At 60.9% G+C, this 13,175-nt stretch carries 14 protein-coding genes and 2 pseudogenes; 10 read left to right on the forward strand and 6 right to left on the reverse strand.

What is annotated here, in order from left to right; all coding sequences use genetic code 11:
- Positions 1–104: 104 nt before the first annotated feature.
- Complete coding sequence (locus FHT69_RS04815) at positions 105–1,160, reverse strand: GlxA family transcriptional regulator (RefSeq protein WP_028757216.1); 1,056 nt, start codon at positions 1,158–1,160, stop codon at positions 105–107.
- A gap of 63 nt (positions 1,161–1,223) precedes the next feature.
- The gene (locus FHT69_RS04820; protein ID WP_164735909.1) at positions 1,224–1,382 is read right to left on the reverse strand and encodes a hypothetical protein; all 159 of its coding nucleotides are present in this window, start codon (positions 1,380–1,382) and stop codon (positions 1,224–1,226) included.
- Between FHT69_RS04820 and FHT69_RS04825 the strand changes: the two genes are divergently transcribed.
- From FHT69_RS04825 to FHT69_RS04850, 6 genes are all read left to right on the forward strand, one after another.
- The gene (locus FHT69_RS04825) at positions 1,324–2,202 is read left to right on the forward strand and encodes an ABC transporter substrate-binding protein (protein WP_028757808.1); all 879 of its coding nucleotides are present in this window, start codon (positions 1,324–1,326) and stop codon (positions 2,200–2,202) included. The genes FHT69_RS04820 and FHT69_RS04825 overlap by 59 nt on opposite strands.
- A 180-nt stretch (positions 2,203–2,382) precedes the next feature.
- On the forward strand, positions 2,383–3,135 hold the full coding sequence (locus FHT69_RS04830; protein ID WP_063475116.1) for an amino acid ABC transporter ATP-binding protein: 753 nt from the start codon (positions 2,383–2,385) through the stop codon (positions 3,133–3,135).
- 7 nt (positions 3,136–3,142) lie between these two features.
- Positions 3,143–3,802 carry an amino acid ABC transporter permease gene (locus FHT69_RS04835; protein WP_132572172.1) on the forward strand — a complete coding sequence of 220 codons (660 nt, stop codon included), beginning with the start codon at positions 3,143–3,145 and terminating at the stop codon, positions 3,800–3,802.
- The gene (locus tag FHT69_RS04840) at positions 3,799–4,461 is read left to right on the forward strand and encodes an amino acid ABC transporter permease (RefSeq protein ID WP_132572169.1); all 663 of its coding nucleotides are present in this window, start codon (positions 3,799–3,801) and stop codon (positions 4,459–4,461) included. The genes FHT69_RS04835 and FHT69_RS04840 overlap by 4 nt, the downstream gene beginning before the upstream one ends.
- Before the next feature lie 23 nt (positions 4,462–4,484).
- A complete protein-coding gene (locus FHT69_RS04845; RefSeq protein ID WP_183904995.1) occupies positions 4,485–5,714 on the forward strand; it encodes an Atu1372/SO_1960 family protein in 1,230 nt (409 codons plus the stop codon).
- Between the two features lies 1 nt (position 5,715).
- Entirely contained in the window at positions 5,716–6,927 is a 1,212-nt protein-coding gene (locus FHT69_RS04850) for an FAD-dependent oxidoreductase (RefSeq protein ID WP_132572163.1), read from the forward strand.
- A 156-nt stretch (positions 6,928–7,083) separates the two neighbouring features.
- Here FHT69_RS04850 and FHT69_RS04855 read toward each other — a convergent pair whose 3' ends face one another.
- Positions 7,084–7,854: a siderophore-interacting protein gene (locus FHT69_RS04855; protein WP_183904996.1), complete on the reverse strand. Its 771-nt coding sequence runs from the start codon at positions 7,852–7,854 to the stop codon at positions 7,084–7,086.
- A gap of 420 nt (positions 7,855–8,274) precedes the next feature.
- Here FHT69_RS04855 and FHT69_RS04860 point away from each other — a divergent pair, with 420 nt between their 5' ends.
- Entirely contained in the window at positions 8,275–8,670 is a 396-nt protein-coding gene (locus tag FHT69_RS04860; RefSeq protein ID WP_028757815.1) for a hypothetical protein, read from the forward strand.
- 10 nt (positions 8,671–8,680) lie between these two features.
- Here FHT69_RS04860 and FHT69_RS04865 read toward each other — a convergent pair.
- Positions 8,681–8,942, reverse strand: a pseudogene (locus tag FHT69_RS04865) (FCD domain-containing protein); the annotation flags it as partial.
- A 226-nt stretch (positions 8,943–9,168) separates the two neighbouring features.
- Here FHT69_RS04865 and FHT69_RS04870 point away from each other — a divergent pair.
- The 3 genes and pseudogenes from FHT69_RS04870 (at position 9,169) to FHT69_RS04880 (ending at position 11,712) form a co-directional block, all read left to right on the forward strand.
- Complete coding sequence (locus FHT69_RS04870; protein WP_127430334.1) at positions 9,169–9,951, forward strand: alpha/beta fold hydrolase; 783 nt, start codon at positions 9,169–9,171, stop codon at positions 9,949–9,951.
- Between the two features lie 76 nt (positions 9,952–10,027).
- A pseudogene (locus FHT69_RS04875) lies at positions 10,028–10,987 on the forward strand (acetylxylan esterase).
- A complete protein-coding gene (locus FHT69_RS04880) occupies positions 10,984–11,712 on the forward strand; it encodes an esterase family protein (protein ID WP_183904997.1) in 729 nt (242 codons plus the stop codon). Before FHT69_RS04875 ends, FHT69_RS04880 begins: the two are co-directional and overlap by 4 nt.
- Positions 11,713–11,722: 10 nt before the next feature.
- Here FHT69_RS04880 and FHT69_RS04885 read toward each other — a convergent pair whose 3' ends face one another.
- Together FHT69_RS04885 and FHT69_RS04890 are read right to left on the reverse strand one after the other, a co-directional pair.
- The gene (locus tag FHT69_RS04885) at positions 11,723–12,715 is read right to left on the reverse strand and encodes a dihydroxyacetone kinase subunit DhaK (protein WP_183904998.1); all 993 of its coding nucleotides are present in this window, start codon (positions 12,713–12,715) and stop codon (positions 11,723–11,725) included.
- 51 nt (positions 12,716–12,766) lie between these two features.
- A complete protein-coding gene (locus tag FHT69_RS04890) occupies positions 12,767–13,174 on the reverse strand; it encodes a hypothetical protein (RefSeq protein WP_028757820.1) in 408 nt (135 codons plus the stop codon).
- Position 13,175: the final 1 nt, after the last annotated feature.

Below are 13,175 nucleotides of genomic sequence, written 5' to 3' on the forward strand. Positions count from 1 at the left end.
TCCAGGCTTTCTAACGATGAGACCTATATAAATCGTATCCGATTAAATCGCAATGGTGTTGAAGTCGGTTTTCAATCCTGCCGCTTGTGGTCACTCGACAAAGATCAGCGGAAACTCCTGGGAGGCTTCCCATACTTCTTGCGAAAAGCGGTCGCGAAATGGGCGGAGTCGGAGAATCCGATTTCAAAGGCGATGGCAGTCATCGGAAGCGTGCTATTTTCGACCAGAAAACGGCCATAGCGCAATCTCGTCTCGACGATAAAGCGCTTCGGGGCCATGCCGATATTGTCCTGGAAGAGACGCGCGAATTGGCGTGGTGACAGACCGACGAGAGAGGCCACCTGTTCCGGTGAGACGTCGCGGCCTTTCCGACTCTCGATGAGAACGACGGCTCGCTGTATGCGCGAATCTTCTGTGCGGCGAAATGTTGAGGCGCGGCCGTGATCGAAGGCGCTCATGTGCTTCTGCTCGGTGAGCGAAAGCTGGTGCACGGCCTTGGCCGCCCGATCCGGTCCGCAATGCGTTCGGATCAGCTCCGTCATCAGCGACAGGATCGATACGCCGCCAGGCACGGTAATGCGGCCGTTTTCGATCAGGAAGTCGTCGCGCGTGGAGAAGGCAAGACGCGGGAAGGCAATCCGGAAATCCTCTGCGTGAAAGGGGTGGACGCACGCCTTGCGTCCGGTAAGCAGTCCCTCCTGAGCCAATACGAAGGCGCCCGTGCAAACACCAATTACCGGCACACCCGCCGATGCCGCCACCCTGAGATAGTCGCGATGCTTGCCGGGTGCGGCGCGCAGATGTGGCAGCAGGCCGCCGATGACCACGACGTAGTCGAAGTCGGTCGGGTTGATGTAGGGCGCGTCGGCGTGAACCCGGATGCCGCAGCTGGCCACCGCTGCATGGCCCGGAGCCCCCATGATCGACCAGCGACAATGTAATGGACGGGAATTGTCGGCAAAGTCCGCCGCATGCCTCAGAGGCTCGACGATACCCGTCAGCGACATCATCGGGAAGGTCGGCCAGAGGAGAATGCCGATGGAAAGATCGGCCTTTCGGTCGCGTGCGGCCAGAAGCCGCTCGGCCCAAAGATCGTCGAGCCAGCGCACATAGTCCGGCTCGTTGGCTGATACTTCGGAAGGTTTCTCGGATGTGATCATGGCGCATGGCAATGATAGGGAAGTCATGTCCTTTTTTCAAAGAAAATGTCCGATTTGTAAAATTCAAGGGCGACCTTCGGTGTCAAGTTTGCTCTCGTCGAACGCGACATCCGGGGAACGGAAACCACCGGACAGGGGAACCAACAAATCAAGGATCAGAACAATGGCACTTTCTCTTTCGAGAAGGATGGTGACGTGCGCTCTGCTGGCAGGGAGCTTCATGTCCCTTTCATCTATCGCCAGTGCTTTCGAGCTTGCCGAGCAGGGTAAGCTGACGGTTGCCTTTACCGGCGACATGCCCGGCTCCGGCTGGCAGGACGGGAAGCTGGTCGGCTATGACGGTGAAATCATGCAACGCATTGCCGACAAGCTCGGCCTCAAGATCCAGCCTGCGCTCATGGAATGGTCGGGTACGATCGCGTCGGTTCAGTCAGGCCGGGTCGACGTCATGCTCGGCACCATGGGCTGGACTGAAAAGCGTACGAAGATCATGACCCTGTCCGAACCGATCCACTACTTCAAGAACGGCATCATGCAATCGACGAAGACCAGCTGGGACAAGCTTTCCGATCTGGAAGGCAAGAAGATCGGCACGATCACCGGCTTTTCGTTCATTCCGGAATTGAAGAGCATCAAAGATCTCCAGCTCTCGCTCTACGACACTTCCGATGCGGCCGTCCGCGATCTTATCGCCGGGCGCATCGACGCTGTCATCGGCGATCCGCCGGTGATCTCCTACGCCATCAAGCAGAACCCTGATTGGAATATGCACTTCCTTGCCTTCACCGATAACAGTCCGGATTTCCCGCTGCTGACCGGTCTCGGTCAGGTCGTCTATGGCCTCAATCAGAAGAACGACGATCTGCGCCAGAAGATGGACGCCATCATCGCCGACATGTGGAAGACCTGCGAGATGAAGGAAATCGGCGCCCGCTACGGATTGTCGTCGGATGTCTGGTTCAAGCCTGTGGGCCAAAACTTCCGCGCCGGCGTCGATCGCCCCGCAGATTACAAGCTGCCGTCCTGCGCAGCTGGCGGCTGAACGGCCGTGCGGACGGAAGCTGCAATCGGCGGCTTTCGTCCCTTTCCGCCTACTGAATAATTCCTGAAATCGGAATCGATTTCAGGAGAAAATTATGCAGCAATTCAAAGTGCTACAGCGTCCTTGGCGTGTCTGAAAAGACGCGCGGCGCTGTCGATATGATCGCATAAGGAAACGGCGATGAATGCGCTTCTCAGCGTTGCAGGCCTGCGCAAGAGCTATGGTCCTATCGAAGTTCTCAAAGGCATCGATTTCGATGTCGCGCCAGGTGAGAAGATTGCCCTGATCGGTCCGTCCGGTTCCGGGAAATCCACCTGTCTGCGCTGCATGAATTTTCTGGAAAAGCCCAGTGCCGGCGAGATCCGCCTCGATGGCGAGCGGATCGGTGTGCGCAACGGCCATGTCATGAGTGATCGGCAACTGGCACCGCAGCGCGCCGAGATGGGCATGGTCTTCCAGCTCTTCAATCTCTGGCCGCATCTGTCGGTGATTGAAAACGTGGCGATCGCAGCGCGCAAGGTGCGCGGTCTGCCTGCTGCCGAGGCACGCGAACTGGCTTTGGAGATGTTGGCCAAAGTCCATATGACACACCGCGCCGACGCCTCACCGCTCGAACTGTCCGGCGGCCAGCAGCAGCGTGTCGCGATCGCGCGGGCGCTTGCTCAGAAGCCGAAGCTGATGCTGTTCGACGAGCCGACATCCGCACTCGATCCCGAACTGGTCCAGGAGGTTCTGAAAGTAATGGAGGAACTGGCGGCCGAGGGGCGCACGATGCTGATCGTCACGCACGAGATCGCGTTTGCGCGCGACATTGCCGATCGCGTCCTGTTTCTTGACGGCGGCACCATCGTCGAAGCCGGGCCGGCACGCCAGGTCATCACCGCTCCCCGCGAAGCGCGCACGCAAGCGTTTCTCAACAAGATCCGGCATTAGGCGCGCCATGACCGGATTTTCCATATTCTTCTCGGTCGTCGAAGGGCTCGTTGCCGGGCTTGGCGTAACCGCTTTCGTCACGATCGCCTCACTGGCGCTCGCAACCGCCTTCGGGTTTTTTCTCGCCCTGCTCAGGCAATTTGCCGGGATCAAGCTTATCAATCTGGCGATCGATGCCTGCTGCGAGATCCTCTGCAATGTGCCGGCCTTGACGCATCTGTTCATCCTCTATTTCGGGCTTGCCAGCATCGGCGTGAAATTGACGTCGATCACGGCGGCCGTCCTGGGCCTCGGGCTCATCGGAGCGGCGATTACCTGCGCAATCTTTCGCGCCGGTTTCGCCGCGTTGCCGGGCGGGCAGGCGGAGGCGGCGCTTGCCGCAGGGCTGACCCCGCTCCAGACGATCTTTGAGATCCTGACGCCGCAGGCCATGCGGATAGCGCTTCCAGGGCTCGGGAACTACGCGGTGCAGCTTCTCAAGGATACGTCCGTCGTCTCGGCCATCGCGGCGCCGGAAATCATGTTCTTTGCCCGTTCCATGGTGACGTCGTCCTTCCAGACAACAATGATCTACGCGACGGCGGCGGCACTCTACCTGTTGCTGAGCTTGCCGCTGATGCAGGCAACGCGGTTCCTCGAAAGACGTTACGGGAGATTGAAAGGATGAGCGGCTTCTTCGCGCCCTATGGCGATTATGGTGTCGAATGGCTGCCTCTGCTGTTGCCGGCGATGGTGAATACGGCCTTGCTTTCCGTTTGTGCCTTTGCCCTGGCATTCGTTTTTGGTTTGCTGCTGTCGCTCTGCCAGAAATCCAGTTTTGCAGCGCTAAGGTATTTTGCGGCCCTTTATGTGACGATCGTGCGTGGCGTGCCGCTGCTGGCGGTTTTGTTTCTGCTTTATTTCGGCTTGCCGGGTATCGGGATCGTCTTCGATGCTTTCGGCGCGGCGATTGCGGGCCTGGCATTGTGTTTCGCGGCCCAGGTCGCAGAGCTTTTCCGCGCCGGCCTGAAGGCTATACCGGCCGGCCAGAGCGAGGCAGCGCTGGCTGCGGGCTTCACCCCGGCCCAGAGTTTTGTCCTGATCATCCTGCCGCAGGTCGCGCGTGTCATTCTGGCGCCGATGATCATCACCTTCGTTTCGCTGCTCAAGGATTCTTCGCTCGCTTCGCTGATTACCGTCAACGAACTGGTCCTCACCGGGCGGTCGATGGCGACGGAGTATTTCCTGCCCTTGCAGATCTACATTGCCGTCGGCCTCTGCTATTTCGCGATAGCGTGGCCGTTCTCGGTCCTCTCGCGCCGGCTAGCCCTTCCGGCCGCCCGCTAACTCGTCATCACAAGGCCAAGACCATGACCATTGAAACGACCGTTGCCACGGGCGACGACCGTCGGCATGCAACGCAATCGCATGAACCTCGTTCGCCGGTGATCCTCATGACGCCCGACATCAGCGAGGCGCCTGGTGTACCGACCGAGACGGAGTATGTGGTGCGCGCCAACTATGCGGACGCCATAGCCGAGGCTGGGGGAATTCCGTTGATCCTGCCTTACAATACCGAGAACCTGACATCGGCGTTGGCTCTTGCGGATGGAATCGTCCTTACCGGTGCGCGGCCGGGGACCGAGGTGACAGGCGCACGCAGGCGGTTCGAAATTCAGCTGATCGAGCAGGCCTTGAAAACGGGCAAGCCGCTTCTCGGCATCTGCCACGGCATGCAACTGATCGGGGAATGCCTTGGAGGCAAATTTCGTACCGAGCTGCCGGCCGCCGCGATTTCCCACATCCCGCAAGGGATTCCCGATGTGTTGGCGCACGAGATCACGGTCGAGCCGGACAGCGTGCTCACCAATTGGGTCGGGAAAGGTCCAGCGCGCGTCAATAGCCTGCACCGCCATGCTTTGGCCGGCCACGGACGCTTCCGTGTCGCTGCGCGGGCGCCGGACGGCACCATCGAAGCGTTCGAAGGAGAAACGGACGGCTTTTGTCTGGGCATCCAATGGCACCCAGAATACCGGCTGACTGAACTCGACAGGAATATCATGAGAGCCTTCGTCGGCCGCAGCGCAGATGCGGCAGCCCGCAAGGCGCGCAATGTTTCATCGGCTGGAAGCAATCGCGTGCGCGAACGGCTGGCACAGCTCGAGCTTGCTCTGCCGGAAGCATCCTCGCCGCCAGGCGCGTTTTCCGGGGCTGTGCGGACCGGCAATATCATCACCGTTTCCGGTCAGGTGCCGCTGAAGGATGGCACCGTGCTGCAGACGGGACATCTCGGAGGGGAGGTCTCCATCGAAAAGGGGCGGGAATGCGCGCGCTGGGCGCTTCTCAATGGGCTTGCGCAGCTGGAGGCGGCTGCTGGCGGCTTCGGCAACATCCTGGGCTTCGTCCGGCTGGCGGGCTATGTCGCGGCAGATGCTGCTTTCGAGCGCCACGGCGCCGTCGTCGATGGGGCTTCGGAACTGCTCCGAGAGCTTTTCCCGGATCGATGGGCGCATGCCCGCATCGCGATCGGCGTAACATCCCTGCCGCGCGGGGTTCCTGTTGAAGTCGAGCTGACAGCCGTCGTCGGCGATGAGGCTTGAGATGGCGCGCGTTGCGGTGATCGGCGCCGGCGTCATCGGCGTATCGTCGGCCTATCTGATGGCCCGGGCGGGGCATGATGTGACACTTATCGATGCGGCAAGCGAGCCGGGCATGGGGGCGAGTGCCGGCAACGCCGCGCAGCTGTCCTGGGCCTATGGTGACGCAATGGCGTCGCCAGCCTTGCTGAAGCATCTGCCAGCCATTGCAATGAGCCGCGATCCGGCCTTTCGGATCCAGTGGCAACTCGATCGGGACTTTCTGTGCTGGGGTTTGAAATTTCTTGCCAATACATCGCTCAGGCGTTGGTGGAACAATACGCAGGACATCCTGCGCCTTGCCGAGCAATCCCGTCACGAACTCGCCATCCTGCTTAAGGAAACCGATGTCGAATTCGATTACCGTGTCGCCGGAAAGCTGCATCTCTATGCCGATCGGCAAAGTTTTGCTGCCGCCGACTCCAGTGTGGCGCGCAAGAATGCCCTTGGCTTCGAACAGTGCCTGCTGACGCGGGTGGAGGCGGAAAACATCGAACCTGCACTCGCCGCGTATCAGGGAGAGATTGCCGGCGCCGTTTACACTCCCGGTGATGCCCTCGGCGATGCGGCTGGATTTTGCCGCCAGCTCACCATCTGGATGATCGAGCGCGGGCAGGTGTCGGCGCTTTTCGGCAGGAGGGTCTCGAGCTTCGTCCAAACGGGAGGCGTGCTGACAGGCTTGAGGTTCGAGGACCGCGACGAGCTTCGCGTCGATGCGGCCATCGTTGCGGCAGGACCGCAGATCGGTTCCCTCATATCTGATTTGCCTGAGGCCCGGGACATACGCCCCGTCAGAGGCTATTCGCTCACCATTCCAAGAACTAGCCTTGCACCCAGTATCAGCCTGACAGACGTCAAGCGAAAGCTTGCCTTTGCTGCCATCGGCGACCGTTTTCGTGTCGCCGGACTGGCAGACATCGAGCGTCCCGGGGCCGGTTTTGATGCCAGACGTTTCGACACGCTCAAGCTGGCCGCGTCGGCGGTGCTGCCCGACCTTTTCGAGCGATCGGATGAACTGATGAGATGGTCGGGCGAGCGGCCTATGACTCCGACCTCCAAGCCCATTATCGCCGCCTCCCGACGCATCAAAGGTCTTTACATCAATGCCGGTCACGGCATGTTGGGATGGACGCTTGCATTAGGTTCTGCCCGCCGCGTGGTTGATCTCTTTCAATAAGTCGGTGGCTGGCACCCGGTGCGTTCGGGCAGAGGCTGCCGAGACTTCGCTCAATTCATAGCTCTTCACATCCATCGGATCGTTCCGGATCATAAAATCCGGAACGAAGGGAGTGAGAACTCATCACCAAATGGAATCCGGAATGCGGGGTTGGTCCTAGCCGAATTTCTCGGTCGTATCGGCCTTGCCGAACACCCAGTAGCCGGATGCCTTGATCCAGCCGAGCGGGCAACCCCGCTCCAGCAGGTAGGCGCGGATATCGCGTGTTACCGAGGCTTCCGCTGCGACCCAGATGAAGGTCTCCGGCTGGATGTCGACCGTGCTCAGGAGCTTCAGCAGGGCGGTGGCATCGGTTGCCTGTGAGAGAGGCCGATGCGCCCAGCGGACATGCAGTTCGGCTGATGTCTCGAAGGCCTGTTCTTCCAGCGGGCCGGTGACGGCTGCGACTGCGGTGATAACGGTTCCGGCGCCGCTCTCCTCGATCCGGCGACCGATCGCCGGCAGTGCCGTTTCGTCGCCGATCAACAGCCATCGTTTTACCATCTTGGAGACCACGGCGGAGCCCCTTGGTCCGCCGATCTCGAGCCTGTCGCCGACGCGCGCGTCGATTGCCCATCGGGTCACCGGGCCTGCCTCATGCAAGGCGAAGTCGATGGTCAGTGTCCGCTCAGCATTGTCGTAACGGCGCGGCGTGTAGTCCCGGCGTTCTTCGCCGCCATCGGCGGCCGGTACGAAAATCTTGATGTGGTCGTCGGGAGCAAGACTGATGAAATCGGCAAGATCATCGCCGGTCAATGTGATGCGACGCATACCGCGGGTGATATCGATGACGCTTTCGACGGTGAGGGTGCGCCGCCGCGTGTCGTGGCGGACCCGTTCGATGGCGGGGGCAGGTGAAAGATGATCTTTGAGTTGATTGTTGTCCATGTGTCCTCAGGAGCTTTTGAGCTCGATCCGCAGGACACAGTCGCGCAGATCGAAACCGCAAAGCCGTTCGATCATACGCGTTGAGTGACGTTAACGCTTACGTGGCCGGGTGACCCGACCATTGACGGCATGATGTAGCCGACGACGGCGGCATGTGCAACCGCAAGGGAGCCGACAACGGCGATGATTGCCAAAGTTTAACTTTCCGGTGCCGTTCCGGGCCGGGCAATGATTGGTCGATCAGCGGGCAGGAATTCCGTCCGATGGAGGAGGGATTTGGCGCCCAGCCACGATAACCTCCCAAGCGCCATCTGCCCTGGTTGCTACTTTTGAATGCAGAATAAAAGATGACACGTTTGAAGCTAATTTCCGACACTTTCCCGATCGAAGCTCTGCGCTATTGCGAGCTTTGGAGATACGATGTCGGGCATTCTTATCGCCACCCTTTTGGCAACGGTTTCAGCAAAGATTCCCGCCGGATTTGCCAGCGGTGATCTCCTTTATTCTGATTGCGGCGGCTCACGGCAGTTTGTCGTCGGATATGTCGCGGGTTGGTTGGACAAGTGGAGCCGGGACGAGTATCTGGCCCGCCGTATTTTCACCGAAGCCGTTCCTGCACCGAAGGCGATGGTGAACTCGGCTTATTTTGCCAATTCCGTCGGCGTAAACCTGTGCGTCCCGGTTGGAACCACCGCTGAGGCGATCGGCAATACGTTGTGTAGATTCCTGGATGAGAACCCCGGCATACGCGAGGCCACCGGCGACGAGCTGATGACGACCTTGATGGCCTATAAATACCGTTGCCCCGTGCCGTAGGACGTCAAGCTCATATCAGCTTGCCGGCCTTGATAAACCGGCTGAGCGAGGTGGCGGCGTTAAGCATGTGGGCGCGCATGCGCCGTGATGCCATCTCGCCGTCGGCGATCGCCTGCATGATAGCCTCATGTTTGTCCTGAGATCGGCGCAGCCGTTCGCCCTGGCGCAGTGTGTGCGCCGGAAGGGGCATGCGGTTGCGCATGGCGACGCCTGCCGGCAAGGACGCCATTGTGCGCGGTGGGATGGATGGCTTCATGGACCGGATGGGAATACATAAGTCTCCAGCAAGCAGGCTTCTGCATAGATGAAGCCGCTTCAAATGCCGAGTTTGAATATGCGGGTGCGCAACGGGGCGAAGGTTGACGCCTTGCGCCGGGCAGGGCGAACCATCCCGACATCGCATTGTAGATCAGCCGATTTCGACTGGGCTTCGGTTCTTCAGGCTTGAGCCGACATGCTTTCGATCTTTCAATTTCTTGACCCACAAGGAACCAGATCATGATGATGAACAGACGGACTTTCTCGGCCGCCCTTGTTGCCGGCGCCGCCGCTTCTCTGCTCGCCACCCGCGGCATGGCCGCGACATCCGCTCCGGTGAAGGCGCGCAACGTCGTGCTGGCGCACGGGCTGTTTGCCGACGGCTCCTGCTGGACCGAGGTGATCGCGCGCCTGCAGGCGGCCGGGCTCAATGCCACCGCTGTGCAGAACCCGCTGACGACGCTGCCCGAGGCCGTCGCTGCCGTGAAGCGAGTGCTCGACCGGCAGGACGGCCCGACAGTTCTGGTCGGGCATTCGTTTTCCGGCATGCTCGTGACCGAGGCCGGCGTGCACCCTGATGTTTCGGCGCTCGTTTATGTCGCAGCCCGGGCGCCGGATGCGGGCGAGGATTATACCGCTCTCGCCAAGACCTTCCCGACTCCACCGGCTTCGGCCGGCATCGTCTTCGACGGCGATGAGGGCCGGCTCAGCGAGGAAGCCTTCCTGCGCGATTTTGCCGGCGACCTGCCGGAGGCGAAGGCGAAAGTGCTCTATGCCGTGCAGCAGCCGTTCCAGAAAGAGCTGCTGACCGGCAAGACGACGCAGGCCGCCTGGCATTCGAAGCCGAGCTGGTATGCCGTCTCGACCGAGGACCGGACGATCAATCCCGATCTCGAACGCTTCATGGCCAAGCGCATGGGCGCGAAGACGATCGAGCTGAAGGCCAGCCACCTTTCACTGATCTCCCATCCCGACGAGATCACCCGGCTGATCCTCGAGGCGGCGGGGCAGAATGCGGACTGAGCCAGGCCCGCGGCTGGTGGAGGCGGGCGTGGATCCCAGGCTTGCGCAGCCCGCTGTTTCACGGGACAAAGCCCGGATGAGCATTCCGAAGACACACCCCTTTGATTTCGATCCCACCTACGGCATGCGGCTGGAAGAGCTTCTCGCGGTTAAGCCGCCGGAGCCGCCCGAGGGTTTCGACGATTTCTGGGAGGCGCGGTATCACAAGGCGCTGGCGGTCGATCCGCAGCCGGTGCTTTCCCGGAGTGAAATCAGCCATCCCGACTGGCACGTGCTCGACCTTGTCTATGTCTCCACGGACGCGTTCCGGATGGGCGGCTGGCTCATCCTGCCGCGTGAAGGGGAGGTGCGGCGCGGTCTGGTCGTCGGGCATGGTTACGGCGGGCGGGATCGTCCTGATTTCGATCTGCCGGTCAGGGAAACGGCGCTCCTCTTTCCCTGCTGCCGCGGGCTGTCGCTCAGCGCCCATCCGCCGATCTCCGAAAACCCGTCCTGGCACGTGCTGCACGATATCGACAAGCCGGAGGCCTATATCATCGGCGGCTGCGTCGAGGATATCTGGCTTGCCGTCTCGACGCTTGTCGCACTCTACCCCTGGCTCTCCGGCCATATCGGCTAGAGCGGCATCAGCTTCGGCGGCGGGGTCGGAGCGATGGCGATCGCCTATGACCAGCGCATCGATCGCGGCCATCTGGCACTGCCGAGCTTCGGGCACCAGCCGCTACGGCTGAAGCTTCCAACTGTCGGCAGCGCCCAGTCGGTGCAGGAATATCAGGCAGAACATGGGAATGCGCTCGAGACGCTGCGCCTCTATGATGCGGCGACCGCCGCCAGACGGATCAAGGTGCCGATGCTGACGGCCGTCGCCCTTTTCGATCCGGCGGTCGCGCCGCCCTGCCAGTTCGCTGTCGCAAATGCGATACCGAAATTTAATGAAATCTTCATCCTGGACGCCGGGCACTTCGACTATCCTGGCAGTGCTAAGCAAGAGGCAGTTCTCCGCGACAAGATCGGACAGTTTTTCAGGGTGCCATGAACCGCGAATATCTCCGCTGGTACAGTCAGCGGCTGCATCGAGACATGGAGATGCTGGTGTTCGGCCATGCCGGCGCCAAGGTTTTGGTGTTTCCGACGCGGGAGGGGCGGTTCTTCGAGTATGAACAGCTCGGTCTGGTCGGAAGTCTTGCCGACAAGCTGCAGGCCGGCCATCTCCTGCTCTATTGCATCGAGGGCCTGGCGGCCGAGAGCCTCTACTGCTTCCACCGCCATCCGGCCGAGCGCATTGGCCGGCATGCCGCCCTCGAAGAATATATCCTCAACGAGGTGCTGCCGCTGATGGCGGCGAAGAACCCGCATGATTGCACCATCGTGCATGGATGTAGCCTCGGTGCCTTCCAGGCGACGAGCCTCGTCTTCCGCCATCCGCATCTCTTCCGCAAGCTCGTCGCCTTTTCCGGCCGCTACGACTTGACGATGAAGGTGGAATCCTTTGGCGACCTGTTTGACGGCTATTACGACGACAGCGTCTATTTCCACACGCCGACGCATTTCCTGCCTGGTCTCGGTGGTGACTGGCGGCTCGACAGGCTGCGTCAGCTGGAGATTGTTCTCACCATCGGCGATGCCGATCCTTTCCTCGACAACAACCGCTATCTCAGCCGGCTGCTCGGCGAAAAGAACATCGGTCATCAGCTGCATGTCTGGGATGGTCGCGCCCACCGCGCCGGCACCTGGCGGAAGATGGCGGCACTTTACATCTGAAGGGATGCGGTTACGGCCAATGCAGCGCCGCCGTTGCCACCGGCGCGTCCCAGAGCGAGAGTTCCTCGTCGGTCAGCAAGGCGAGGGTGACGGACAGTCCCTGCATGTCGAGCGAGGTGACATAGGTTCCAACAAGCGAGCGCTCGATCGGCATGGATTTCTCCTCGATGAAACGGCGAGCACTGTTATAGGCGAGGTAGAGTTCGGCCGGCGGCGTGCCGCCGAGGCCGTTGACGAAGAGCAGGGCGCTGGTGCCCGGCGCCACCGTGATATCGTCGGCGATGGTCTCGCAGAGATGGTTGATGATGGTGTCGGCGGTGGTGAAGGGCTGCCTGGCATGGCCAGGTTCGCCATGGATGCCGACGCCCATTTCCATTTCGCCGGGTCCGAGCGAAAACGTGGTGCGTTCGGTCTGCGGCACCGTCACGCCGTTCAGGGCCACACCCATCGAGCGGATCCGCGTGTTCAATCCCTCGCCAAGCTGTTTCAGCCCGGCAAGCGGCATGCCGCGTTCGGCCGCGGCACCGAGGATCTTTTCGACGATCAGCGTGCCGGCGACGCCGCGCCGGCCGCGGCCTTCGCCTGTTCTCGACGTTTCGATATCGTCGCTGACGACGACCATGTCGAGGCCGTGGCGGTCGCCGGCCATCTCGATCGCCATTTCGAAATTCATCAGGTCGCCGTCGTAATTCTTGACCACGAGCAGGCAGCCGGCGCCGGTATCGGTCTCTTCGATGGCGGCGATGATCTGGCTTGGCGTCGGCGAGGTGAAGATATGGCCGACGCAGGCGGCATCCAGCATGCCCTGGCCGACGAAGCCGATATGCATCGGTTCATGGCCGGCGCCGCCGCCTGAAATCAGCGCCACCTTGCCTGACGTGAGATGGCGGCGGCGGATGCATTTGCGCTCAGCCCCGAACACCACGAAAGCCTCATGGGCGCGCACGAAGCCTTCGACGCTTTCGGCGACCATGGTTTCCGCAGTGTTCATGAACTTCTTCATCAAGCCTCTCCCAAGGCTAAAGACATTACGTTACGTCAATCAGCTCACTCGTCATTCCGCACCCGATATCGCGACGATTTTCTGCACCAGATCCGAGATCGCCTCTTCCAGCAGGCGGTTTTTCCTGTCGTCACCGAAATCTGGCACCATCAGCGACAGGTGCCGCAACTTCTCGGAATGGCCGAGATCCGGCAGCTTGCCGGGATGGGCGGCCTGATAGGCTTCGAGAAAACGCTCCTGTTCGGCACCGCTGAAATGGCAGACGCGAACGATGGTCGCGAGATGGCGCGCCGGCAGCGGCGTCGCATAGGTCGGGCTGGTGATCTGGGTGACGAAGCTTCGATGTTTTCCAAGCGCCGTCGCCAGGCGCTGGCGTGTGCCCGATGGCCTGTTGTCGATGATCTGCGCCAGAATGGACTTGTAGGCGATAATGGCGTCTTCGGTGTCTTCGCGCGCCATC

Origin of the sequence: Rhizobium sp. BK008, from assembly GCF_014197345.1 — a bacterium.
Taxonomy (GTDB): domain Bacteria; phylum Pseudomonadota; class Alphaproteobacteria; order Rhizobiales; family Rhizobiaceae; genus Rhizobium; species Rhizobium anhuiense.

Excerpts from the sequence above, each read along its gene's own strand:
- FHT69_RS04815 (WP_028757216.1), bottom strand. The coding sequence starts at position 1,160 with ATGATCACATCCGAGAAACCTTCCGAAGTATCAGCCAACGAGCCGGAC.
- FHT69_RS04825 (WP_028757808.1), top strand. The coding sequence starts at position 1,324 with ATGGCACTTTCTCTTTCGAGAAGGATGGTGACGTGCGCTCTGCTGGCA.
- FHT69_RS04820 (WP_164735909.1), bottom strand. The coding sequence starts at position 1,382 with ATGAAGCTCCCTGCCAGCAGAGCGCACGTCACCATCCTTCTCGAAAGA.
- FHT69_RS04830 (WP_063475116.1), top strand. The coding sequence starts at position 2,383 with ATGAATGCGCTTCTCAGCGTTGCAGGCCTGCGCAAGAGCTATGGTCCT.
- FHT69_RS04835 (WP_132572172.1), top strand. The coding sequence starts at position 3,143 with ATGACCGGATTTTCCATATTCTTCTCGGTCGTCGAAGGGCTCGTTGCC.
- FHT69_RS04840 (WP_132572169.1), top strand. The coding sequence starts at position 3,799 with ATGAGCGGCTTCTTCGCGCCCTATGGCGATTATGGTGTCGAATGGCTG.
- FHT69_RS04845 (WP_183904995.1), top strand. The coding sequence starts at position 4,485 with ATGACCATTGAAACGACCGTTGCCACGGGCGACGACCGTCGGCATGCA.
- FHT69_RS04850 (WP_132572163.1), top strand. The coding sequence starts at position 5,716 with ATGGCGCGCGTTGCGGTGATCGGCGCCGGCGTCATCGGCGTATCGTCG.
- FHT69_RS04855 (WP_183904996.1), bottom strand. The coding sequence starts at position 7,854 with ATGGACAACAATCAACTCAAAGATCATCTTTCACCTGCCCCCGCCATC.
- FHT69_RS04860 (WP_028757815.1), top strand. The coding sequence starts at position 8,275 with ATGTCGGGCATTCTTATCGCCACCCTTTTGGCAACGGTTTCAGCAAAG.
- FHT69_RS04870 (WP_127430334.1), top strand. The coding sequence starts at position 9,169 with ATGATGATGAACAGACGGACTTTCTCGGCCGCCCTTGTTGCCGGCGCC.
- FHT69_RS04880 (WP_183904997.1), top strand. The coding sequence starts at position 10,984 with ATGAACCGCGAATATCTCCGCTGGTACAGTCAGCGGCTGCATCGAGAC.
- FHT69_RS04885 (WP_183904998.1), bottom strand. The coding sequence starts at position 12,715 with ATGAAGAAGTTCATGAACACTGCGGAAACCATGGTCGCCGAAAGCGTC.
- FHT69_RS04890 (WP_028757820.1), bottom strand. The coding sequence starts at position 13,174 with ATGGCGCGCGAAGACACCGAAGACGCCATTATCGCCTACAAGTCCATT.